This window comes from Micromonospora sp. NPDC047756 (genome assembly GCF_055587245.1).
On sequence record NZ_JBVJGQ010000006.1, the window covers coordinates 659,375 to 682,535 of the forward strand.

Sequence of the window (23,161 nt, forward strand, 5' to 3'; positions counted from 1 at the left end):
CTCGAAGGAGCACCCATGCGACCCGGCGATTCCCGACTCGGCGGCAGCGCGCTGACCCTCGCCTACGACCAGCGCACCGTTGCCGAGAACCTGACCGTGGCGGTGCCCGACCGGTCCTTCACCGTCATCATCGGCCCGAACGCGTGCGGCAAGTCGACGCTGCTGCGCGCCCTGTCCCGGATGCTGCGCCCCAGCGCCGGCGCGGTGCTGCTGGACGGACGGGACATTCACGACCTGCCGTCCCGCACGGTGGCCCGTACGCTCGGCCTGCTGCCGCAGTCGTCGATCGCGCCGGACGGCATCAGCGTCGCCGAACTGGTCGCCCGGGGTCGCTACCCCCATCAGGGGCTGCTGCGGCAGTGGTCCCGCGAGGACGAGCGGGTGGTCGAGGAGTCGATGGCCGCGACCGGGGTCGACGACCTCGCCGACCGGGCCGTGGACGAGTTGTCCGGCGGGCAGCGGCAGAGGGTCTGGATAGCCATGGCGCTGGCCCAGCAGACACCTCTGCTGCTGCTCGACGAGCCGACCACGTATCTCGACATCGCCCACCAGATCGAGATCCTGGACCTCTGCGCCCGCTTGCACGAGGAACAGGGCCGCACCCTTGTCGCGGTGCTGCACGACCTGAACCACGCGGCCCGCTACGCCACCCACCTGATCGCCATGCGCGACGGACGCGTGGTGGCCGCCGGGGAGCCGGCGTCGGTGGTCACCGCCGCGCTGGTCGAGGAGGTGTTCGGGCTCCCCTGCCGGGTGATCGACGACCCGGAGACCGGCACCCCGCTGGTCGTCCCCGCCGCCCGACGCCGCGCCACCACCCTGGCCCCGGAGCCGGCATGAGCGAGCAGAGCGAGCGAACCAGCAAGCACAGCAACAGAGCGTTCGCGCCGCCGCGAAGCGGTGGCGCGAACGCGGAACGCTTCCGGGACCCGTGGGGAGTGCCGCACCTGCGGGCCGCCGACCCGCTCGCGCTGGCGGTGGCGCAGGGCCGGGTGACGGCGTACGACCGGGCCTGGCAGATCGAGGTGGAGCGGCACCGCGCACAGGGCACGAGCGCGGCGTTCCTCGGGCCCGACGCACTCGGCTGGGACCGGTTCGTCCGGCAGGTCCGGCTCGACGACACCGCACGCCGCTGCCACGCCTCGCTGGACCCGGCGACCGCCGAGTGGGTGGGCGCCTACGTCGACGGGGTCAACGCCGCTCTCGACACCGGGGCGGCCCGGTCACCGGAGTTCGCCGCCACCGGGCTGAGCCCGGGTCGGTGGGAGCCGTGGACGCCGCTCGCGGTCTGGCTGGGCCACCACATCCTGTTCGCCGGGTTCCCCGGCAAGCTCTGGCGCGAGCACGTGGCGCGGCGGCTCGGACCGGACGCGGTCGACAGCTTCGCCACCGACGGGCCGGCCGTGGCCGGCAGCAACGGGTGGCTGCTGGCCGCCGAGCGCACCGGCACCGGGGCCGCGCTGCTGGCCGGCGATCCGCACCGGTTCATCGAGGATCCCGGCGTCTACCAGCAGATCCGGCTGGCCTGCCCGGAGTACGACGTGGTCGGGTTGGCGGTGCCGGGCGTGCCGGGCATCGCGCACTTCGGGCACACCGGCGGTGTGGCCTGGGCGATCACCAACGCCATGGCCGACTACCAGGACGTGTACGCGGAACGGCTGCGCCGCGACGGCCCCCGGGTCCAGGCGTTCGGCCCGGACGGCTGGCGCACGGCGCACCGCCACGTCGAGATGATCGAGGTGGCCGGGGCCGACCCGGTCGAGGTCGAGGTGGTGGAGACCGACCGTGGTCCGGTGATCGCCGGTGGGCCGGACGACGGGAGTGCCGTCAGCCTGCGCTATCCGCCGCGGGTGCGGGGTGACCTCGGCTTCGCGACGCTGCCGGAGCTGCTGCGCGCCCGCACCGTGGCCGACGTGGACCACGCGCTGCGGCACTGGGTGGAACCGGTCAACGTGGTGCAGGCCGCCGACACCGCCGGAGGGCTGCTGCACCGGGTCGCCGGGGCGGTGCCGGTCCGGCACCCGGAGAACGGCCGGCGGGTGGTCCCCGGCTGGGACGCCGCGTACGCCTGGCGGGGCTGGCACGCGCCGATGCCCCGTGCCGAGGTGCACGGTCGGGCGGTGATGGCCAACGAGCGTGGGTTGGCGGCGCCGCTCGGGGTGGAGTTCGCCCCACCGCACCGGGCGCGTCGCATCGCCGAGCTGCTCGACGCCCGTCCGGTCTGGACGGCCGACGAGATGGCAGCGGTGCACACCGACACGTACCTCGGCGCGGCCGGGCCGTTGCTGGCGGTCCTCGCGGAGTCGACGGGGCTCGGTCCGGCCGCCGCCGCGCTGCGGGAACGACTGCTGCGCTGGGATCGCCGGATGGCCGCCGACAGCACCGACGCGGCGGCCTACGCCATGCTGCGGGCGGCTGTCGTACGCCGGATCGCCGCCCACCCGGCGCTGGCCGCGTTGGCCGAACTGCCCGCGTACCCCGAGGTGTTCGCGCCCTGGCTGGCGTTGACGCCGCGGGTCGGTCACGCGCTGGAGCACCTGCTCGGCGCGAGCCCGCTGCCCGGTGTGGACATCGCCGCGCTGGTACGCGCGGCGGCCGAGGAGGTCGCCGGCGCGGCGGCCTCGACGCCGCCCTGGGGTGACCTGCACCGGCTGGCGGCGTGGCGGGCCCTGCCCGGCCCGGACACCGGGCCCGGCCCCCGGCTCGACGGGGACCACGACTGCGTGCTGGCCACCTCCAGCGTGCCCGGGGTCACCCACTGGTGCTTCCGAGGGCCGGCGGCGCGCTTCGTCTGGGACCTGGCCCGCCGCTCGGACAGCCGCTGGGTGGTCCCCCTGGGCGCCTGCGGGGTGCCCGGCGATCCGCACCACGACGACCAGAGCGACGCCTGGCTGGCCGGCGACCTGCTGCCGGTCGGCACGGACTGGGACCAGCTCGTCGAGGAGCCAGATGAGCACTGATGAGCAGCACTACCGCAGTGAGGTCACCGGGTTCGGGGTGGTCACCATCCGCGCCGTGCGACCGGACCATGACGTCGACCTGCTGCACGGGTGGGTGACTCAGGAGCGGGCCCGCTTCTGGGGCATGCGGGAGGCGAGCCGCGAGCGGGTGCACGAGATCTACGCGTACCTGGACTCGCTGAGCACCCACCACGCGTACCTGGTGCACCGCGACGGCGTGCCGTCCGCGCTGGCGCAGACCTACCAGCCCGAGGCCGACCCGGTCGGCGAGTGCTACGACGTACGCCCCGGTGACGTCGGTGTCCACCTGCTCATCGGGCCGCCGGTCACGGTCGAGCGGGGTTTCACCGGCGCGCTGTTCGGCGCGATCCTCGACTTCGTCCTCGCCGACCCGACCCGACGGCGGGTGGTGATGGAGCCGGACGCTCGCAACGATCGTGCCATCGACAGGTTCCTGCGCACCGGGTTCCAACCCGGACCGCTCATCGACCTGCCGGAGAAGCGCGCCCGCCTGCTTTTCCTGGACCGTGGGGCGACCACGCGCTGAAGCGGGCACGGCCGCCGGTCGGGGTGCGCGGGGCACCCCGACCGGCGGCTGTGGCGTCAGCGCAGGCCGAACGCCCGGGTGATGTTCTGGCTCACGGTGTTGCCGGCGGTGTCCCGCGCGGTGGTACGCAAGCTCACGAAGCCGGCCTTCGCCGGTGCGGCCAGCGAGGTGCGCCAGCCGTCGCCGTGCCGGGTCAGCCGCTGCTTCTGCCAGGTCGCCCCGTCGTCGTAGGACACCTCGACGGTGACCGCGCCGATGGTGCCGGGGACGTCGGGCAGGTGCGAGGCGACAACGGTCAGCGGTGCCCGCCGCGACGCCTTCCCGTCCCGGTCGATGGCCACCTGGTAGTCCAGCTGGATCATCGGCAGCACCGCGGCCGACTCCTCCCCCGTGGCCGCCGAGTGGAAGCCCCACTCGGTGCGGGTCTGCCGGGAGTACGGATTGGTCCACGCGGCCCTGTCGTTCTCCACCACGAGCCGGTACGGCAGTCGCTGCGCGGCCAGCCCGGAGACCTGGAGGTACTCGGCGTTCCCCCAGTTCAGCTCCTTGTCGCCCTGGTACAGGGTGGTCCGGTTGACCATGTCGTAGTTGGCGTACGCCTCACCGATGTGGCCGCCACCATCCCCCCAACCGGGCGCGGGCAGGTAGACCGTGTCCAGGTAGCGGACCGGCGTGTAGCTCCCGCCCATCCGGGGGCGCTGGATCGGCCCGAACCAGGTGACGGCGCTCGGCTTGCCGGCCGGGTACGTCGTCGCCGCCATCAGGTGCTGACCGGTCTCGCCGGCGATGAACGCGTCGTCGACCCACCGCTGGTCGGCGCTCACCCAGTCGGTGCGGCGGCCCTGCGCCGGTGCCGGCTCCTGGTTGCTCGACGCCCAGCCGCGCCAGATGTCGGTGCGGAACTCCAACGCCTTGCCCGGCCGGTAGTTGCGGAACTCCACGTCGACCCGGGCCAGGTCCCGCTTCGAGGGCCGGTAGGTGAGGTCGGTCGGCACGGTACCGGTCCAGTGGTGCGCCACGTCGTACAGGTAGGTGGTTTCCGGGTGCGACTCGACGGTGAGGCGCAACGCACCGCGCTCCAGGGAGGCGATGAGCTGGTTGCCCTCGTCGGCACCGAGCGTGGCCACGGTCACCGGGGCGGGGCTCTCCGGGCCCCACGCGAACTCGTCCCACGGCTGGAGCCGACCGATGCCGTCGTTCACGACGAGCAGCAGCTTCGCCCCGGCCGCCGCAGCGGCCTGCGCCTGGGTGGCGATGTCCACACTGTCACTGCGGCGCACCACCACGGCCCGGTCCCGGACCGGCCGCTTGGCCAGCCCCGCCGCCGACGCGTCGGCGACGTACACCGCGTCGAGCTGACGGCGGCCGGCCGGCAGCGCCGGAGTCGCCCGCTTCACCAGCAGATCGTCGTACGAGCGACCGCCCGCCGAGACGGTCAGGGCCGGCTGCTCCAGCCGCCACCGGGCACCGAACTCGAACTCGCCGTCGGTCACCGGACGGCTGGTCGGCAACGCCCACATGCTGTCGTACGAGTCGTCGGGCAGCACCTGACTCTCGGTGAGACCATTCTTCGTGGACCGGTGGATGTCCATTCGCAGGGCGCTGGCGGTGGCCTCCTGCGGCACCCGGGCCTGCACCTGTCGGGCAGCGCGCGCGTCCAGGGTGACGGTGCGGTCCCGGTCCAGGTTCACGTCGGTGAAGCTGAGCATCGCCATGCCCTTGGAGTGCGGTCCGTGCACGCCGCGCACGTCCGCGGAGATCCAACCGTTCCAGCTTCCCACCGGCAGTCGCAGCGTGGCGGTGCCGCTCTCGGGCAGGTCGACGGCGGTGAAGAGGGTGTCGGCGGTGAGGATGACCTTGCCGACGAGCGGCTTGCCGTCGCGGTCCTTGGCGACCAGCGTCAGGTTCTGCCGCTGCCCCTCCTTGCCGGCGCCGATCAGGGTGCGCCCGCGCACCGCACCGGTGTCGTCGGTGGCGACGATCATGCCGCTGACCTGCTTCTCCACCGGCAGCTTGTCGTACGCCGCGGTCACCGTCACGGTGGTGGTGCCGCCCGCGGGCACGGTCACCCGGTCGGCGGTGAGCGCGAACAGTCCGGCCGGCGTGGTGGCCGCGTCGAGGGCCAGCCGCAGGTCGACCGACGCGCTGCCGAGGTTGGTGTAGGTGACCGTACGGTCGACACTCGTGCCCGGCTGCTGCGGCCACGCCTGGAAGCCGGAGTAGGCGCTCGGGGTGGCGAAGACGGTGGCGTGCGCGGCGGCGACCGCGTCGACCCGGCCGGCACCCGCCTGGTACGGGGTGTACTCAGGAGTGGCCTTGACCGTGCTGACCAGCGCTTCCTTGATCCGCTGACCGGTCCAGTCCGGGTGCGCGGCGGCGACCAGCGCGGCCGTTCCGGCCACGTGCGGGGTGGCCATCGACGTGCCGCTCATCAGCGTGTAGTCGCCGGAGCCGCCCCGCACGAGGTGCGAGCGGGCCGCCAGGATGTCCACGCCCGGGGCGGTGATCTCGGGCTTGAGCCCGCCGTCGCCGGCGCGTGGCCCCTGGCTGGAGAAGTCGGCGAGGTGATCGGTGTTGTCCACAGCGCCCACCGTGAGCGCGGAGTTGGCGGCACCCGGGCTGCCGATGCTGGCCGGGCCGCTGTTGCCGCCCGCGATCACGAAGAGAGCGCCGGTCTCGGCACTGAGTCGGTCGACCGCCTGGCTCATCGGGTCGCTGCCGTCGGTGGCCTCACCGCCCAGGCTCATGCTGACAACGCGGGCCTTCTGCTCACGGGCCGCCCACTCCATGCCGGCGATGATCCACGAGTCCTGTCCGCTGCCCTCGCTGTTGAGCACCTTTCCGATGTGCAGCCGGGCACCCGGTGCGACGCCCCGCTCGGTGCCACCGGAAGCGGCGCCGGTGCCGGCGATGGTCGAGGCGACGTGCGTGCCGTGGCCCTTGTAGTCGAGGATGTCGGGCTCGCTCGGCACGAAACTACTGGACTCGGCGATCTGACCGACGAGATCCGGGTGTTCGGCGTCCGCACCCGAGTCGAGCACCGCGACGTCGACACCGGCAGCGGTGTTGCCCTCGGCCCACAGCTTCGGCGCGCCGACCTGCGCAGTGGACTCGGCCAGGTCCGCGTGCACCCGACCGTCCAACCAGACCTTGGCGATGCCGTTCGCCAGGGTCGGGGCGGCACCCGCACGACGGGCCGTCGAACCGGCGGTCAGCGCGGACCAGAACCGGTCGGCGGTGGCGCGCTGGCGGGTCAACGCCGCGCCCTGCACGCTGTCCAGCCGGCGGACCAGCGTGGCGCCCTCGACCGTGGGGCGGGTGCGGTTGCGGGCCGCCGCGTCGGTCATCGTGACGATCAACGGAAGCGCGTCGGTGTGCGCGTCGTCGTAACCGTCGGCGATGAGGTCGGTGACGTTGAACAGCTGCCGATCCAGCACGCCGCTCGTCACATAGGACAGCGCGGCGTCCGGGTAGACGTAGGTGTCGCCGTCGCGCACGGTGCGGTGGAAACTCGGGGTGCTGCCGTCCGGCCGCCGCACCGTCGACACCGTGCTGCCGTCCGCCGCGGTGGTGACGGTGACCGTGTCACCGGTGATCAGAGTGACGGTGGCCGCGCGCCCGGCCGCAGCCGGAGGAAGGCCCGCCGCGCGCTCGGGTTTGTGGGGCGGGGCGGCGGACGCTCCCGCGCCGGGTGGGGTGAACCCGGCCGCCAGGCTGAGGGCGGCGCCGAGGGCGATCAGCCCGGATCGGCGGCGCCGATGAGACAGAGCCACGATGACCTCTTTGTGTCGAGAAGTGGTACGCACCACAGCATCGACGCAAATCCCACCCCAACCACGCCCCGCCCCCCGACGCACCTACGCCATGGCGCAACCCCGCCACCCCAGCCCGCCACCCCCGAGCCCCCCGCTCCCCCGCCCCCCGCACCCTGTCCCCGCACGCGCCCCGACCCCGCCCTGCCGCACACGCGCCCCGACCCCGCCCTGCCGCACCCCCCTTGCCCCGTCGATCTTGCACTTTCTGTCGGGACCAAAGTCGCGAATCGGGACGGATCGACGACAGCAACTGCAAGATCGACGCTGGGAGGGAGGGACGGGAGGGAGGCGCGGGGAGGGAGGCGCGGGGGCGAGGGAGGGCGGGGGCGGGAGGGGTTAGGAGGAGGAGGGGCGGGTCAGGGTGGCTAGGGCGTCTAGCTGGGTGGGGTCGGAGAGGGCGGAGCCGACGGCTACGACGCGTACGCCTGCTTGCAGGAACGCGCCGGCGTTGCCGGCATCGAGGCCGCCGGTGGCGACGAAGCGCAACTGCGGCAGCGGACCGGCGACGGCTTTGAACCAGGCCGGCCCGAGGGAGATCGCGGGGAACGCCTTGAGCCAGGTGAGGCCGTGCCGCAGTGCCTGCTGGGCCTCGGTCGGGGTGGCCACCCCGGGAAGGTGCGGCAGGCCACGCTTGGCGGCGGCGTCGGCGACCGCGAGGTCCAGGCCGGGCGCGACGGTGAACTGGGCGCCCGCGTCGGCCGCCGCGGCGACCTGTTCGACGTCGAGCACGGTGCCGGCGCCGACGATCCGGTCGCGCTCGGCGCCCGCCTCGACGGCGGCCTGCAGCGCCGGCACCGCGTCGGCGGTGGCCACCGGAACCTCCACCACGTCGATGCCGAGGTCCCAGGCACGCTCGGCGAGCCGAACGGTCTCGGCGACCGGCAGGCCGCGCAGGATCGCCATCACCCGGGCGCCGCCGAAGATGTGGTCGAAGTCCGGTGTGGTCATGGTGCACTCCATCCGATGTCGCGGTGGGACTGTTGCTGCTGGTCGGGTCGCAACCCGGCGGCCCGGCTCAGGTCGTCGCCCCCGGGTCGGTCAGGTCGAGCGGCGACCAGGCGTCGGCGGGGGCGTCGACGAGTTTCTCGAACCAGGCCCACGGCGGGACGGGGGCGTTGTCGCCGCTGCTCGTCAACGCCTGGGCCGCGACGAGGTGGCCGAGGCGCAGCCGCCGCACCGGGTCGAGGTCGCGGAGCAGCCCGGCCAGGTAACCGGCGGCGAACGCGTCGCCGGCGCCGACCGGCTCCACCACGCTCACCCGGGGCGCGGGCACGAAGACCGGCTCGGCGTCGCGGACCAGTGCGGTGGCGCCCACCGCGCCGTCCTTGACCACCACCGTCCGCGGATCGGGCAACAACTCTCGGACGGCCGTCGGGTCGGTGGTGCCCCAGAGGGTCTCCGCCTCGTCCTGCCCGACGAAGACGAGGTCGCAGCGGTTGGCGAGGTCGCGCAGCACCGGTGCGGCCTGCTCGGCGGACCACAGCCGGGCCCGGTGGTTGACGTCGAAGCTGACCAACGCCGGTGCCAGCGGCCGGTCGGTCACCGCGTGCTCGACAAGCGCCCGGCAGGACGCCGAGAGCGCCGGGGTGATTCCGGACAGGTGCAGCACCCGGGCACCGGCCAGCGCCGGGTCGGCCAGCGTGGCGGGGTCCATCCGGGCGGCCGCCGACCCGGCCCGGTAGTAGTGCACGGCGGTCCCCTCCGGGCCGGGGTCCTTGACGTACAGGCCGGTGGGGGCGGCCGGGTCCACGCAGACCTGGTCGACGCGGACGCCGGCGGCGGCGACGTGCCGGACGACGGCCCGACCGAAGGGGTCGTCGCCGACCCGGCTCACCCAGGTCGTCACGTGCCCCAGGCGGGCCAGGTAACCGGCCACGTTGGACTCGGCCCCACCGACGGAGACGGCGACCCGCTCGGCGTGCTCCAGCGGCTCCCCCGGCGCGGGGCAGAGCACCACCATCGTCTCCCCCACCGCTGCCACCTCGATCGACGGAAGGCCGGCCGGGTCGCTCGGCTGGTCAGGTCGGGGGGTGGTCGGCATCGGGCACACGTCCTCGCGGCGGGGGTGCTGGGCGTCGCCGAGCCTAGGTGGCCCGCGCGGGGCGGGCAAGCGGTGTCCCGCCGGTCAGGGCACGGTCAGCCCGTACGCGGCCAACACTTCCGCGATCGGCTGGTAGTAGGTGGTGCCGCCGGCCGTGCAGTTGCCGGTGCCGCCGGAGAGGATGCCGATGATCCTGCCGGTGGAGGCCACGTAGAGCGGTCCGCCGCTGTCCCCCGGCTCGGCGCAGATGTTGGTGCGGATCAGGCCGTAGATCACACCGGTGGCGTAGTTGACGGTCTGGTTGAGACCGGTGACGGTGCCGCAGCGCACGCCGGTGGTGCTGCCGCTGCGGCACACCGCCTGACCGATGTACGCGCTGGCGGGGCCGTTGATGGTCAGCAGGCCGGGGTAGGTGTAGACCGCGCTCGGGTGGGCGATCCGGCCGGTGTAGCGGATCAGCCCGTAGTCGTTGGTGGGGTAGCTGGTCGCGGTGCGGGTGCCGAGCACCGTGGTCTGGGCGCTGTCGGCGTACCAGGTGGCGGCGGCGGCGGTGCAGTGCCCGGCGGTGATCACGTAGTAGGTGCTGCCGCTGCGCGCGTTCGCGCCGAGCGAGCAGCGCGCGCCACCGCCGCCGTAGATGCCCTGCCCGCCGGCGATCAGGGGGCGCAGCGTTCCGGGTTCGCGGCGCAGCAGCACGCCGGCCCGGTCGGTCACCACCCGCAGCGCGGCCACCTCGCTGGGGGCCACTGTGTCGTCGACGGTGAGGGTCATCCGGCCGGTGGCGGGGTCGAGACCCCAGGCGGTGCCCGCGGTGCGTACCCCGGTCAGCGTGGCCGTCGGGTCGGCGGCGGGCGCGGCGGCCCGGTCGGGGACGGCGGCCTGTGCCGCGCCGGGCGCGACGAGCAGCAGGGCGGTCAGGACGAGGGCGACCAGCGGGGAGCGGCGCATCCGAACCTCCGAAGAGATCGAGATTATTGGATGCCGTCAAGCATCGCCCGGCCTCCGACGCCCTGGCAACCTCCGGCCGCCCGCTTCCCCGGCCGGCGGGAATCGCCGATCCGGGGACGGGCCGTGTCGGCACCGCCGATAATCCTCTTAAGACAGGGCGGGAGGCCCGGCATGAGCACCGGAGGCACCGCGGCACTGGTACGCCGGCCGGACGGGTCGACCCGGGCCACCCTGCTGGAGTTGCTCTTCGACGTGGTCTTCGTGGCGGCCCTCGCACTGACGTCGACGCTGTTGACCGAGCACCTCTCCTGGTCCGGCGGCGCGAAGGTGCTGCTGATCTTGACCGCCATCTGGTGGACCTGGTCGGTCACCGCCACCACGACCGAGTTCTACGACCCGCAGCAGCGCCCCATCCAGTTCATCCTGATGATCGCCATGGTCGGCTCGGTGGGGATGGCGGCATCCCTGCCGATGGTCACCGACGGACACGCGTTGATCTTCGCGGTCGCGTACGTCGGTACGCACGTGCTGCGCGGCATCATCCTGATCACGTCGCTGCAACGGCAGCGCCACCGGGTGGCCACGATCCGGGCCGCCCGGTTCCTGTTCTGGTTCCTGGTGTCCGGTGTCTTCTGGATCGCCGGCGCGGTGACCGGCGAGGTGAACTGGCCGCTCTGGGTCATCGCCATCGCGATCGACCTGCTCTCCGCGGCGGCCCGCTACCCGACACCCCGACTGGGCCGGGTGCCGATCGACCAGTACGAGCGGACCACCGGGCACCTGGGCGAGCGCTACCAGCAGTTCGTCATCCTGGCGCTCGGCGACATCATCCTGGTGCCCACCATGCGGGTCAGCCGTACCGACCTCGACGGCGTCCGGGTCACCTCGTTGTTCTGCGCGTTCGCCGTCATGCTGCTGATGTGGCAGGTCTACGTCTTCCGGGCCGGCGAGTTGCTGGAAGCCGGGGCGAGGGCGGGCCGGCCGGCGCGGGTGGCCCCGTACACCCATCTGGTGATGCTGGCCGGCGTGGTCGGCACGGCGGCCGCGTTCGACCTGGTCGTCTCGCAGCCGACCGGGACGACACCGGCGCGGTGGCTCCTGCTGATCATCGGCGGTCCGATCCTCTTCGTGATCGGCCGCGCGCTGTTCACCCTGCTGGTGTCGACGAACCTGCCGTGGTGGCGGATGGGCTGCCTGGCTCTGCCGCTGCTGGTGCTGCCCTGGGCCGGTCACTGGCCGCCGGTGCTGGTCACCCTGGCCGTGGCGCTGGGGCTGGCGGCTCACGTCCTGCTCCCCGGAGCGGCCCGGGAGACCACGCCGGGCCTGCGGTTCCGGCAACCCGGCGACTGACCCGGCCCACTCAGGCGACGTGTCGGGCGGCCCACTCGGCGAGGTCCCGGGCGCACGCGTCCACCGACTCCTGCCAGCTCCGGGCGGCGCCGTCGCCGGCCTCGTCGCTGACCTGCTTGACCAGCCGGCACGGCACGCCGGCCTGCGCCGCGGCCCAGGCCACCGCGTACCCCTCCATGTCGACCAGGTCGGCGCGCCGCGCCAACCGGTCCCGCTCCGCGTCGTCGGCCACGAAGGTGTCACCGGTCGCGAGCACCACGCCCTCGGCGGCCAGCGACAGCGGCGCCCCGTAGGTCTCGCCGGTGAGCGTGCGCAGCAGGTCGGTGTCCAGGTCGTGCTGAAGCACTGTGGCCACCTCGTGGATGCCGGCCAACCCGGGGCGCAACGCGCCCGCCGTACCCAGGTTGAGCAGCAGGGCGGGGCGCGGCCCGGCGGCCAGCACCGCGGCCACCGCGCTGGCGGCGTTCACCTTGCCCATGCCGGTGAGCAGGACCGGCAGCTCGGGCGGTAGGTAGCGGGCCTCCTCCCCGACGGCGAGGACCACCAGCGGACGATCGGCGCGGACCGTACCTCGAAGATTCACCGGAGCATCGTACGAGCCGACCGGTGGGCCGTCGACTGTCAGTCGTCGGTGAAGCGGTACAGCACGAAGTCCTTCTCCGCGCCGCAGGCGATCACGCGGGTGTTCCACGAGCAGGAGGAGCTGCGCACATCCTTCAGCTCACCCAACTCGTCGACCTCCCCGGACTCGGCCCACACCCCGGCCAGCACCCGGTTGTCCGCGACCACGCTGGGCGCCTTCGCGAAGACCAGCAGATTGCCCGCGTCCAGGCGGACCGCCACCCCGCCCCGGTCCCGCAGCACCGGCTTGCCGGCGGCGTCGAAGACGGTGACGGTCGGCTCCGGCAGCTCCCGTTGGGCGAGCACCTGCTCACCCGACGGAACCAGAGCGGTCACGCCCGGCGCCGACCAGCTGATCATGCGCTCACCCTCGGTGACCGCCACCACCTCGGTACGGGCGACGTCGTTGTTCGGCACCTGCAACAGGCAGGCCCGCCGCTCACCGCAGGCCACCAGTTCCTTCGGGCGGTACTCGTCGTTGCCGGAACGGTGCAGCACCACCGGCTCGGCGTCGGAGTTCAGGTCGTACGCGAGCAGTTGGTAACCACCCTCGTTGGCGGCGACGTACAGGCGGTCCTCGTGGGCGACCACCAGGTCGTCGAGGTCGGCGACGCTGCCCCACTGCCGCAGCACCGCGCCCGAAGCCATGTCGAGCAGCCGCACCGACCGGTCCGCGCCCACCTGGACGAGTCGCCGCCCCTTGCCCGTCCACGGGTCGCGGGGCGTGCCGTCGAGGAAGGCCGGTCCGCCCGCTGCCGCGTCGGTGCCGACCGGGCGGACCACGGTACGGCCACCGGCGTACTGGCCGCGGGGGTTGGGCTCGGTCCACTTCGCCGAACCGTCGGTCAGGCGCAGACCGACCAGTTCCTCGGCGGTCCGGTCCACCAGCACCGCCGTGTCGTCGGCGAAGTAGACGTCGTCGTCACCACGCAGAAGGCGTTGCCAGCGCTGCTCGCCGGTGCGGCCGTCGAGGACGGCCAGCGGTCGGGGGGTGCTGTCGCCCGGCGCGTCGGCGAGGACCGCGACCGCCCCGGGGACGGCGACGATCGCCTCCCAGTCGTCGGCCCGCACGTCGGTCTGCTGGCGCCACAACTCGCGGCCGTTGCCCGCGTCGACGGCGACCACCTCCAGCCGGTCGTCCGGCAGCGCGAACGCCAGGTAGGCCCGGTCTTCGAGCACCGCCGTCCACATGTCGAGCGGCCGTTCGGGGCCGGCCGACAGGCGGGACAGCTCGCGCAGCGAGGCGAACTCCAGATCCGGGTAGCGGTCCCGGGTCAGGTAGAGCGTCGCCGCGGTGGCCACCCCGGCCAGGGCCAGCGCCGCGCCGAGCACCACCCAGCGCGCCCGGGGCCAGCGGGTCGCGCCGGCCGGCGGGGTCGGGGTGGCACCGGCCAGGCCCGGCCCGGGCGGCGGGCCCGCCGGCGGGGTGGATCCCGGCCAGGGTTGCGACGGTACGACCGGCGCGGGGGCTCCGGCGGGCGCGGGCGCGCTGACGGGGCTCGGCATCGGCGGGCTCACGGGACGTGACGCGGGCGGGCTCACCGGAGGTGGCGCGAGCGGCGGTCCCGCGTACGCCGGGAGCGGCTTGCGCAGCGGCAGGTCGGTCAGGGCGCCCTCGGCCACCGGCAGCTCGGGCTGGTCCAGGACCGTCGGCGCGATCCCCAGCTCGGCGTGGAGCATGCGGGCCACCAGCGGGATCCGTGACGACCCGCCCACGAGGAACAGCCCGTCGAGCTGGTCGGGGCGCAGCCCGGCGGCGGCGATGACCTCCCGGGCCCGCTGCACCGCCCGGCGCAGCAGCGGCGTGGCCACCCGCTCGACGTCCGCCCGGGTCAGCTGGATCGTCTCGGCCACTCCGGGCACCGCTACCGGGGCGACAGAAGACCGGGACAGGGTCTCCTTCGCACCACGTACCTCGTCCCAGAGCCGGACCTGGTCGCGGCGCTGCGCCGGATCCGCCGGTCGGGTCAGTCGGTCCCACTGCCCGGCGTGCCGCTCACCGACCAACTCGCCGACCCGCCGCACCAGCGCGGCGTCGAGGTCCAGACCGCCCAGGTCGGGCAGGCCACCGTCGGCGACCACGCTGAAGCCCGAGTCACCCCAGGGGTCCGCGCCCTCGTTGCGCAGCACGGCGACGTCGAGCGTCCCGCCACCGAAGTCGAACACCGCGATCGCCCCGCCGACCGGCACCGGGCGGTGCAGCACCTGCGTGTAGTACCGGGCGGCGGCCACCGGCTCCCGCAGCAGCCGGGTGCCCGGCGGCGTCGGCCCGGCGAGGGTGTGCTCCGCCGCCTGCGGCCAGCCCGCCCGCAGCAGCGCGTCGGCGAGGACCTGCCGCCGCGTCGCGTCCCAGGCTGCCGGGCAGGTGACCACTGCCGGTGGCAGGAAACCCACCGCGCCCACCGCCGCCCGGCCGACCGCCGCCAACACCGCCGCCAGCAGGTCGGCCGGCGGGTACGCGCGGTCGCCGAGCTGCACTGTCGGCTCGTCCACCCGACGCTTCGGGTTCGCCTCGAACCGGGCCGGGTCGGCCTGCGCCAACCGGCGGGCGTCCCAGCCGGTGTGCAGGGTGCCGTCCGGGTCGGCGTACACGGCGGACGGACTGAGCGGTTGACCGTCCATCAGCAGCGGACGGGTCCGCCCGTCCGGCCAGCGCAGCACCGCGACAGTGTTGGAGGTGCCGAGGTCGATGCCGAGGGCGAAACCCTCGTGCTGGCCTGCCATTGCCCGATACCTCCGCCGCGACGAGGGGAACTCGACCCCGCATCGTACGCAGGCCACGCCGCACCGCTGATCACTCGGTCCGGGGTGGCCGACGGGGTCGGTCAGTGGGTGGAGTGGACGCCCACCACCTCGTCCTCGCTGGTCTCCCCGGTGAGCTGGAACCCGAGTTTCAGGTAGAACTGCTCCGGGCCGTCCGGCCCCGGCTTCCACGTCGTGTGGACGCGGTCGTGCCCACGTCGGCGGGCCTCGTCGCGGACGGCCTGGACCGCGAAGCGGCCGTACCCGCGGCCCTGGTGCTCGGCGGCGATGTTCAGCCGCCACAGCCCCGAGCGCCTCTCGTCCGACTGGGCCGGATCCCACAATATGTCGAAGAAGCCCATCAGGAAGCCAACGATCTCGTCATCCTCGACGATCAGACGCGGCCACGCGACCTCGGGCTGCACGTACGCCTCGGCGAGGGACCAGGCGACCGGAGACGAGAACTTCTCCTGGTCGGGCCGCACGCTCACCTGGCAGGCGGCCTCCACATTGTCCTGAGTGATCGTCTCCAGTCTCGGCACGCCGGTCAGCCTACCGAGCGGGGCTGCCCAGCAGACCGTCGAGCAGACCGCGCAGACCGAACTGGAACCAGGTGTCCAGGTCGGTGTCGGGTCTGGTCTGTCCGGCCGCGGTCAGCCACTGTCGGTCCCGGGTACGGCCGGTCCGCTCCAGCCGGGTGCGGGTCGCCGACCACCAGGCGTGGTAGGTGGCGTCCCCGGGGTCACGGCTGATCAGCAGGGCCATCCCCTGAACGTAACCGCTGAGCGCCAGGTAGGCGCGGAACGCCTCGGCCGGTGCGTATCCGGCGGTGGTGAACGCCGCCACCACCCGGTCGACCATGGCGAGTACCGCCGGTCCGGTCGGCGGCCGGTCGGTGGCGAGGATCGCCAGCAGCCAGGGATGGCGGCGGTACATCGCCCACTCGTCCCCGGCCAACCGTTCGAGCCGTTGGCGCGGGTCGCGCGGTAGTGGCGCGGTGCCGGGCGCGCGGGTGGCGGTGATCTGCTCGGCCATCGCGGCGAGGAGGTCGGCCCGGTTCCGGACATGCCGGTACACGCCGTGGGCGGGCAGACCGGCGCGTTGGGCGAGGACCCGCAGCGAGACGGCGTCCAGGCCGCCGGCGTCCGCCAGCTCGACCGCGAGGGCGACCAACCGGTGGCGCGGGTCGCCGCCGGTCGGGGCGGGCAGGGCCGGAATTCGACGCGGGCCGCTGGTGGGGCCGTGCTCGCGACGTCTCCGGTAGGCGCGGGCCTGACAGCTCCGGGAGCAGTAGCGGCGCGGGCGCCCCCGACCGGCGCTGACGGGCAGCTCCGCGTCGCACTCGACACACCGGGCTTCGAGCACCCCGCCTCCCATCTCGCGGAACGCGTCGGTCACCGTCGTCGGGCGGATGTGTCGTCGAGCGGGCGGCCGGCGCGGCGCACGATGGAGCCCCCCGGGTGGCTCACGGTCGGATCGGAGCGTCCGGATCGGCAAGTGCGGCGCGGAGCAGCCGGAGCTGCCCGATCTCCGCGGCGTTCTTCATCAGCTCGGAGTTGACCCAACCGATGGTGTGCGTGACGGTGTGGTCGGCCGCGTCCGGCCAGGGAAAGGTCGCGACGCGGTCGAGGTCACTGTCGCCGATCTGGTCGAGCAGACCCAGCCATTCGGTACGCAGGCCACGCAGCCAGGCGACGCTCGGCTCGCCCGCGCCCGGCCAGAGGACGGCCGTACGCTGCCGGGCTGGCACCCCCCGCAGATGGTCCATCGTCACAGTCCACCACCAGCCCAGGTGCCAGGTGAGCCAGGCGATGGTCGGCACCGGGACCGGGTCGGGTTCGGTGTCGGCCCAGTCCGGGGTCCAGGTGCCGTCGGTGCTCTGCCGCATCGACCAGCAGTGGGCGGCCGGCTCCCAGAGGAAGTCCGCCGAGTCGAGTCGCTCGAGATGGTACTCGAACAGCGACCACGTCAGGTCGAACTGCCAGCGCAGGAGGGACAGGGGCGGCACGGACATTCCGGGATTCTCGCGTGCCGCCGGTTGACCGTCCAGCGGATAACTCCGCCCTCTCACCCCATAGGGCGGGTGGCGGGCTCGCCGTCGGCGGCGGTGGGGCAGCGGTCGGAGAGGGCGTAGCGGAGCAGGACCACGTCGCCGATCTGGCGGGCCTCGGCCAGGCGGGCGCGGCGGCCCGGGTGCCAGGGGAAGCGGCCCTCCCCCACGAACCGGGGCGCCCGACCGTCACCGACGAAGAACGGGGCGACCACCAGGTGCAGCTCGTCGGCGAGGCCGGCGGCGAGGAACTGGGCGTGCACCGTTCCGCCGCCCTCCACCATCAACCGCTGTACGCCCCGCGCGGCCAGGTCGGTCAGCAGCCACCCCGGGTCGACAGGCTCACCGGCGTCGACCACGGTGGCCAGCCGCCCGACCCGCTCCTCGGTCTTCTCCAGCGCGCCCGTGGCGCAGTAGACCAGCCGGGCCGAATCCCCGGCCGTGAAGAAGCGGGCGGTCGGGTCGAGGTCACCCTGCGCCGTCAGGGTGACCTTGGTCGGTGAGGCGGGCCGACCGGCCGCCACCCGCTCGGCGCGACGGCTCGGCGAGCGCACCAGCAGCCGGGGGTCGTCCCGCCGGACGGTGCCGGCGCCGACCAGGATGGCGTCGCAGCTGGCCCGAACCGCGTCGACGCGGTCCAGATCCTCCTCGTTGGACAGCAGCAACCGCTGCTCGGAAGCATCGTCGATGTACCCGTCGATGGAGGCGGCACAACTCAGCAGCACGTACGGCCGCGTGGGCCCCGGCCGCCAACTCATCGGGAGACGGGCCGCTCAGGAGTACGACCCGCGAGCACATCCGCCGCCTCGACCTCCGCCGCCTTGGCGGCCTTGGCCGCCAGGTAGCCGGCGTTGGCCGGCGAGAGGAAGACGCTGGTGAGCACCCGTTCGGCGACGTCCACGCCCAACCGGGTCAACTGCTCGGCCTTGTCCGGGTTGCTGCTGAGCAGTCGGACCCGCGGCACACCCAACGTGGCCAGCATCTGCGCGGCGACGGTGTAGTCCCGCTCGTCCTCGCCCCGGCCCAGCGCGACGTTGGCCTGGTAGGTGTCCAACCCGGCGTCCTGCAACGCGTACGCGTCGAGTTTGGCGTACAGGCCGATGCCCCGGCCCTCCTGTCGCAGGTAGAGCAGGAAACCGCCGGTCTCGGCGATGCGCTGCACCGCCTCGCGCAGTTGCGGACCGCAGTCGCAGCGTTGGCTGCCGAACACGTCGCCGGTCAGGCACTCGCTGTGCGGGCGGACCAGCGGGGCCGCTCCCCCGGCGCTGAGCCGGTCCAGGGCACCCGCCCAGTCGCCGAGGCCGAGGGCCAGGTGCTCCCGACCGTCCACCAGGCCCTTGAAGGTGAACACCCGGGCCGTCGTGGTGTAGCCGTCCGGAAACGCCAACGGCACCGTGACCTGCGTGCGGATCGAGGCAACGGGCAATGCTTCGGGCATGGGACTCCTCTGTCCGGCGCCACCGTCGTCCGGCGACGCGTACCGTCTCACAACCGACTCAACATCCGCCGCCGGAGGCGGCTTCCCGGGCGGCGAGGGGAACTCGACGTCGACGGGCCAGCAGCACGGCAGCCCCGGGCAGGCTGGCCACCAGGACCAGTGCGCCGTAGACGGTGGCGGTGGCGACGCCCTCGGCCGCGCTGAGGCCGGCCGCGCCGAACACCCATGCCGCCACCCCCTCGCGTGGCCCGAAGCCGGCCACGTTCAACGGTAGGCCCATCGCGAGCAGTGCCAGCAACGTCAACGGCAGCAGGCGGGACAGCGGGGCGTCCGATCCGGCGGTGCGCGCCGCCACCAGGAAGGTCGCGAGGTGACCGGCGACCATCACGGCCGAGGCGACCAGCACTCCGAACCAGGTACGCCGCGCCAGCAGCCCCGACCGTACGTCCGCCACGGCGGTGCGCAGTGCCGTCGCCCAGCGCGACCCGCCACCGTTCGGGAGGACCCGGGCCACCAGCACCACGGCCAGCCCACCGGCGACGAGCAACGCGGCGGCGACCGGCAGGTACGCGCGGACCGGGGACGGGAAGGCGGCGAGCACCACCAGCGCGACCCCGACCAGGACCACCTGCCCGGCGGCGCGTTCCCAGACCACCGCGCGGATGCCCCGGCTGACGTCACCGGCGTCGCGGCCGTGGCGTACCGCGCGGTGCACGTCGCCGAGCACCCCGCCGGGCAGTGTGGCGTTGAGGAAGACGGCCCGGTAGCAGTGCGCCACGGCGGTCGCCAGCGGCAGGCGTACGCCGAGGCCACCGGCGACCAGGCTCCACCGCCACGCCGCGCAGACCGTGGTGAGCACACCGATGACCAGCGCCGCCGCCAACGCCGGCGCGTCGATCAGTCGCACTCCGGCGAGGAACGGGCCGCTGCCCACCTGCCACAGCAGGACGGCGAGCAGACCCACCCCGCCGACCACTCGTGCCCAGGCCCAGAACATCGGCGCTGGCCCTCCCCTTTGAAGATCGTCCACTTGCCCTAGTCCACGTACCCAGGGCGTGAACGGTTCATCCACCGGCGAGGAGGTCAGTGTGTTCGACAATCACCGTGAGCCGGCCGGCCGCCGCGTCGGCCAGCCGACGGCGGGCGTACGCCTGGGTGGGTTCGGCCAGGTCGGGGCGCTGCTCGCAGGCGGCCCCGAGCCACCCTCGGAACCATTCGGCAACCAGGTCGGCGTGCTCCGGGCCGAGACGCCACGGGCTGGGCCGTTCCCGCACGTCGACGCCGTGCCGGGCGAACGCGGTGGCGGTGGCGGCGACGGCATCCGGGCCGAGCAGCCGCCGGCCCTCGACGGTACGCCGCTGGTGGTCGTTGAACGCGGCCTCGACCGCCTCGTCGAGCGGGTCGGCCGGGGTGAACCGGACCCGCCCGGTGACCGAGATGGCGAACAGGGCCGGCCGGCCGACGCACGCCGCCACCACCCGGTCGACCTCGTGGGCGGTGAGCATGTCCAGCAGCGCGGACGCGGTGACCAGGCAACCGTCGGCGAGGTCGGCGGCGGTCAGCCGGGTGAGGTCGCCACAGCGGGTGTGGACGGTGACCGGGGCGCCGTCGGCGGCGGTCACCCCCCGCATGCCCTCGGCGGCGCGGGCCAGCAGGTCGGCGTCGCGGTCGTGCAGCACCCAGTGCTGGGGTCCGGGCAGCCGGGCGGCCAGCCAACGGCTCATCGACCCGGTGCCGCTGCCCAGGTCGTGGATCACCGTCGGGGTGTCCCCGGCCAGCCGGCCCCGGACGGCATCCACCAGGTCCTCGGCGCGCGCCGCCGCGTCGGCCGGCTCACGCAACCGCAGCCAGTCGGCGAACGGCAGGGTCTCCTCGGCGGTCATTCCGCCACCTCCTTCAGCACTCCGGCCAGCAACGCGGTGGTCACCGGCCAGTCGGTCAGGGTGTCGCGCCGGGCGAGAGCGGCACGACGCAGCCGGGCGCGCAGCCCGTCGTCGTCGAGCCAGCGGATCAGGGCGGCGGCCAGCGCCGCCGGGTCACCGGGTGGGACCAGCAGTCCCGGCCGCTCACCGTCGGGCGCCTGACCGAGCGCCTCCGGCAGCCCGCCCACCTCGGTGGTCAACACCGGCAGGCCGCGGGCCAACGCCTCGGTGACGACCATGCCGTACGTCTCGCCCCTCGACGGCAGCACCAGCAGGTCGGCGGCGGCGTACGCGTCGTCCAACGCCGCGCCGGTCACCGGGCCGACCAGTCGCACCCGCTCGGTGAGGCCCGCCCCGGTCAACCGGTCGCGCAGCCGGCGCACGAGATCCGGTTCCCGGGCCAGAGTGCCCGCGCAGACCATCGTCCAGGACCTGCCGACCAGCGTGGCCAACGCGTCGACCAGCACGTCGTACCCCTTGTGGTGGGTGACCGCCGCGACGCAGAGCAACCGGTCGCCGGCCGCCGAGCCGGCCGCGGGCGGCGCGGGCCGCACCCCCGGTGGCGCGGCCCGGACCCGGCCGGCGAGGGCCGGGTGGCGGGCCAACAGGGCGCGGCGGGTCCACTCGCTGGTGGTGACGACGGCCCGGGCGGCGGCCAGGGCGCGGGCCTCCGGCTCGTCGTCCAGCGGCAGGTGCACCAGCAGCACCAGGCGCAGCCGACGGGCGTGCGGGGCGAGCAGGTCCGGCACGGCCGAGGCGATCAGGCCGTCGATCAGCACCACGGCGTCGTCGGGCGCGGCGGCGAGCACCGCGCCCAGCGTCGCCTGGTCGGTCGGGTCGGGGTGCGGCCATGCGCCGGGCACCGGATGCTCGCGCACCGACCAGCCGCGCTCGCCCAGCCCCGCGCAGATCCGCCGGTCGTAGGAGTTGCCGCCGCTGGGCGTGGCCGGGTCGTCGATGTCACCGGGCAGGACGACGTGCACCGCCCGGCCCGCATCGGTCACAACGACCGCTCGTAGCTCGCCCAGGCGATGTGCGACTCGTGCAGGGTGACAGTGATGCCGCTCAGGTCACGCGCCCCGGCCCCCAGCTCACCGGCGTGCACCCGCTCGACCAGCCGGTCCGCGACCGTGCGGGCCAGCACCTCCGTGGTGGTGTTCACCCCCGCGAAGGCCGCCTCGTCGTCGAGGTTGCGGTAGGTCAGCTCGCTCAGCACGGCCCGCAGCTGCTCGGTGGCCAGGCCGATGTCCACCACGATCCCGTCGGCGTCCAGGTCGGGTCGGCGGAACGTCGCGTCCACGACGAACGTCGCGCCGTGCAGCCGTTGCGCGGGCCCGAACACCTCGCCTCGGAAACTGTGGGCGATCATCATGTGGTCCCGAACGGTCACGCTGAACACTGTCACTCTCCGTCTTCGTAGGTGATGAGGTGGCAGAGCGCGGGCAGGTCGCCCGAGGTCAGTCCGGCGAGCACGTCGGGCAGCTCCGCGAAGCGCGACGCGCCGGTGATCAACGCGTCGAAGGCCGGGTCGTCGAGCAGGTCCAGGGCGAGCGCCAGCCGGTCGGCGTAACTGCGCCGCCCCCGTCGGGCGGGTGCCACCATGCCGACCTGGCTGCTGCGCACGCTGAGTCGACGGGAGTGGAACGCACCGCCCAGTGACACCTGCACCGGGCGGTCGCCGTACCAGCTCAGCTCGATGACCGTGCCCTCCGGGGCGAGCAGGTCCAGTGACTGTTGCAGGCCGGCGGCGGTGGCGCTGGCGTGCACGACCAGGTCCCGTTCACCGCGGGCGTCGGCCGGGCTGGCGAAGTCGACACCGAGGGCTCCGGCCACGCCGGCCCTGCGCGCGTCGGTGTCGACCAACTCGACGTGCACGCCGGGGAACCGGGCCAGCAGCGTCGCGACGCAGCAGCCGACCATGCCCGCGCCGATGACGGTCACCCGGTCGCCGACCAGCGGCGCGGCGTCCCACAGCGCGTTGACGGCGGTCTCCACAGTGCCGGCGAGCACCGCTCGGGCGGCCGGCACCCCCTCCGGCACCGGGACCACGGCACTCACCGGCACGACGTACGCGCTCTGGTGCGGGTGCAGGCAGAACACCGTTCGCCCGAGCAGCTCCGGCGGGCCCTGCTCGACGACGCCGACGCTGAGGTAGCCGTACTTCACCGGGCCGGGGAACTCGCCCTCCTGAAACGGCGCGCGCATGGCGGCGTACTGGTCGGCGGGCACCCGACCGGCGAAGACCAGCGTCTCGGTGCCCCGGCTGACCCCGGAGTAGCGGGTCCGGACCAGCACCTCGTCAGGGCCCGGGGCGGTCAGCGACACCGGCCGGATCTCGGCCACGCCGGGTTCGCGCACCCAGCAGGCGTACGCCTCGCGGTTCACCGTCGCGCACCTCAGCTCTGCTCCGGGGCCGAACCGATCGGCCGTGTCGGGTCCCCGGTCGGGGGTTGTCGATCATAAACACGGAAGTTCGGTACGCACAGTTCGAAGCTCGTCCGGCAGGACCGACGTTCAGACAAGGTGCTCCTCGGCGCTGCGCTGCTGCTGGTCGTCCGGCAGCGCAGACTCCGCGCCTGACGCGGACCTGATCGCGGGGGTCGGACCGAAACTGTATCGAGCAGGAGGGTCACGCCGATCTGTGAGTGGGGGTTGTCAAGAGGTGCGGTGGTGGGTGGTGATGGTGCGGTAGAGCTGTCGGGCGATGTAGCGCTTGAGGCAGCGGGT

Annotated in this window: 20 protein-coding genes; 4 read left to right on the forward strand and 16 right to left on the reverse strand. The window is 73.9% G+C overall.

Annotated features, from left to right (window positions below; all coding sequences use genetic code 11):
• The first annotated feature begins 15 nt into the window (after positions 1–15).
• The 3 genes from ACZ6NZ_RS23150 to ACZ6NZ_RS23160 are packed head-to-tail and all read left to right on the forward strand — an operon-like array spanning position 16 to position 3,507.
• Entirely contained in the window at positions 16–840 is an 825-nt protein-coding gene (locus tag ACZ6NZ_RS23150) for an ABC transporter ATP-binding protein (protein ID WP_465860085.1), read from the forward strand.
• Positions 837–2,960 carry a penicillin acylase family protein gene (locus ACZ6NZ_RS23155; protein WP_465860086.1) on the forward strand — a complete coding sequence of 708 codons (2,124 nt, stop codon included), beginning with the start codon at positions 837–839 and terminating at the stop codon, positions 2,958–2,960. Before ACZ6NZ_RS23150 ends, ACZ6NZ_RS23155 begins: the two co-directional genes overlap by 4 nt.
• On the forward strand, positions 2,950–3,507 hold the full coding sequence (locus ACZ6NZ_RS23160) for a GNAT family N-acetyltransferase (protein WP_465860087.1): 558 nt from the start codon (positions 2,950–2,952) through the stop codon (positions 3,505–3,507). Before ACZ6NZ_RS23155 ends, ACZ6NZ_RS23160 begins: the two co-directional genes overlap by 11 nt.
• A 56-nt stretch (positions 3,508–3,563) precedes the next feature.
• On the opposite strand, the gene ACZ6NZ_RS23165 is transcribed toward ACZ6NZ_RS23160, so the two are convergent.
• From ACZ6NZ_RS23165 to ACZ6NZ_RS23180, 4 genes are all read right to left on the reverse strand, one after another.
• Positions 3,564–7,280 carry a S8 family serine peptidase gene (locus ACZ6NZ_RS23165; RefSeq protein WP_465860088.1) on the reverse strand — a complete coding sequence of 1,239 codons (3,717 nt, stop codon included), beginning with the start codon at positions 7,278–7,280 and terminating at the stop codon, positions 3,564–3,566.
• A 378-nt stretch (positions 7,281–7,658) separates the two neighbouring features.
• Complete coding sequence (locus ACZ6NZ_RS23170) at positions 7,659–8,270, reverse strand: bifunctional 4-hydroxy-2-oxoglutarate aldolase/2-dehydro-3-deoxy-phosphogluconate aldolase (protein ID WP_465860089.1); 612 nt, start codon at positions 8,268–8,270, stop codon at positions 7,659–7,661.
• Positions 8,271–8,337: 67 nt separating this feature from the next.
• A complete protein-coding gene (locus ACZ6NZ_RS23175; protein ID WP_465860090.1) occupies positions 8,338–9,363 on the reverse strand; it encodes a sugar kinase in 1,026 nt (341 codons plus the stop codon).
• 84 nt (positions 9,364–9,447) lie between these two features.
• Entirely contained in the window at positions 9,448–10,311 is an 864-nt protein-coding gene (locus tag ACZ6NZ_RS23180; protein WP_465860091.1) for a S1 family peptidase, read from the reverse strand.
• 171 nt (positions 10,312–10,482) lie between these two features.
• Between ACZ6NZ_RS23180 and ACZ6NZ_RS23185 the strand changes: the two genes are divergently transcribed.
• Positions 10,483–11,661 carry a low temperature requirement protein A gene (locus ACZ6NZ_RS23185; protein WP_465860092.1) on the forward strand — a complete coding sequence of 393 codons (1,179 nt, stop codon included), beginning with the start codon at positions 10,483–10,485 and terminating at the stop codon, positions 11,659–11,661.
• A gap of 10 nt (positions 11,662–11,671) precedes the next feature.
• Here ACZ6NZ_RS23185 and ACZ6NZ_RS23190 read toward each other — a convergent pair whose 3' ends face one another.
• From ACZ6NZ_RS23190 to ACZ6NZ_RS23245, 12 genes are all read right to left on the reverse strand, one after another.
• Positions 11,672–12,244 (reverse strand): nucleosidase, encoded by a 573-nt coding sequence (locus tag ACZ6NZ_RS23190; RefSeq protein ID WP_366606586.1) that lies wholly within the window; start codon positions 12,242–12,244, stop codon positions 11,672–11,674.
• A gap of 38 nt (positions 12,245–12,282) precedes the next feature.
• Positions 12,283–15,006, reverse strand: coding sequence for an Hsp70 family protein (locus ACZ6NZ_RS23195; RefSeq protein ID WP_465860093.1), 2,724 nt, complete (start codon positions 15,004–15,006; stop codon positions 12,283–12,285).
• A 101-nt stretch (positions 15,007–15,107) separates the two neighbouring features.
• On the reverse strand, positions 15,108–15,566 hold the full coding sequence (locus ACZ6NZ_RS23200; protein WP_465860094.1) for a GNAT family N-acetyltransferase: 459 nt from the start codon (positions 15,564–15,566) through the stop codon (positions 15,108–15,110).
• Between the two features lie 10 nt (positions 15,567–15,576).
• Positions 15,577–16,422, reverse strand: coding sequence for a TetR/AcrR family transcriptional regulator (locus ACZ6NZ_RS23205; RefSeq protein WP_465860095.1), 846 nt, complete (start codon positions 16,420–16,422; stop codon positions 15,577–15,579).
• A 67-nt stretch (positions 16,423–16,489) separates the two neighbouring features.
• A complete protein-coding gene (locus ACZ6NZ_RS23210) occupies positions 16,490–17,038 on the reverse strand; it encodes a DinB family protein (RefSeq protein ID WP_465860096.1) in 549 nt (182 codons plus the stop codon).
• 53 nt (positions 17,039–17,091) lie between these two features.
• Positions 17,092–17,832 carry a RibD family protein gene (locus ACZ6NZ_RS23215; protein WP_366606576.1) on the reverse strand — a complete coding sequence of 247 codons (741 nt, stop codon included), beginning with the start codon at positions 17,830–17,832 and terminating at the stop codon, positions 17,092–17,094.
• The gene (locus tag ACZ6NZ_RS23220) at positions 17,829–18,512 is read right to left on the reverse strand and encodes a GTP cyclohydrolase II (RefSeq protein WP_465860097.1); all 684 of its coding nucleotides are present in this window, start codon (positions 18,510–18,512) and stop codon (positions 17,829–17,831) included. Before ACZ6NZ_RS23220 ends, ACZ6NZ_RS23215 begins: the two co-directional genes overlap by 4 nt.
• A 58-nt stretch (positions 18,513–18,570) precedes the next feature.
• On the reverse strand, positions 18,571–19,509 hold the full coding sequence (locus tag ACZ6NZ_RS23225; protein WP_465860098.1) for a lysylphosphatidylglycerol synthase transmembrane domain-containing protein: 939 nt from the start codon (positions 19,507–19,509) through the stop codon (positions 18,571–18,573).
• Positions 19,510–19,576: 67 nt separating this feature from the next.
• Positions 19,577–20,395: a class I SAM-dependent methyltransferase gene (locus ACZ6NZ_RS23230; RefSeq protein ID WP_465860099.1), complete on the reverse strand. Its 819-nt coding sequence runs from the start codon at positions 20,393–20,395 to the stop codon at positions 19,577–19,579.
• On the reverse strand, positions 20,392–21,438 hold the full coding sequence (locus ACZ6NZ_RS23235; RefSeq protein ID WP_465860100.1) for a glycosyltransferase family 4 protein: 1,047 nt from the start codon (positions 21,436–21,438) through the stop codon (positions 20,392–20,394). Before ACZ6NZ_RS23235 ends, ACZ6NZ_RS23230 begins: the two co-directional genes overlap by 4 nt.
• Positions 21,435–21,833 (reverse strand): 6-pyruvoyl trahydropterin synthase family protein, encoded by a 399-nt coding sequence (locus ACZ6NZ_RS23240; RefSeq protein ID WP_357202916.1) that lies wholly within the window; start codon positions 21,831–21,833, stop codon positions 21,435–21,437. The genes ACZ6NZ_RS23235 and ACZ6NZ_RS23240 overlap by 4 nt, the downstream gene beginning before the upstream one ends.
• A gap of 2 nt (positions 21,834–21,835) precedes the next feature.
• On the reverse strand, positions 21,836–22,819 hold the full coding sequence (locus tag ACZ6NZ_RS23245; RefSeq protein ID WP_465860101.1) for a zinc-dependent alcohol dehydrogenase: 984 nt from the start codon (positions 22,817–22,819) through the stop codon (positions 21,836–21,838).
• Positions 22,820–23,161: the final 342 nt, after the last annotated feature.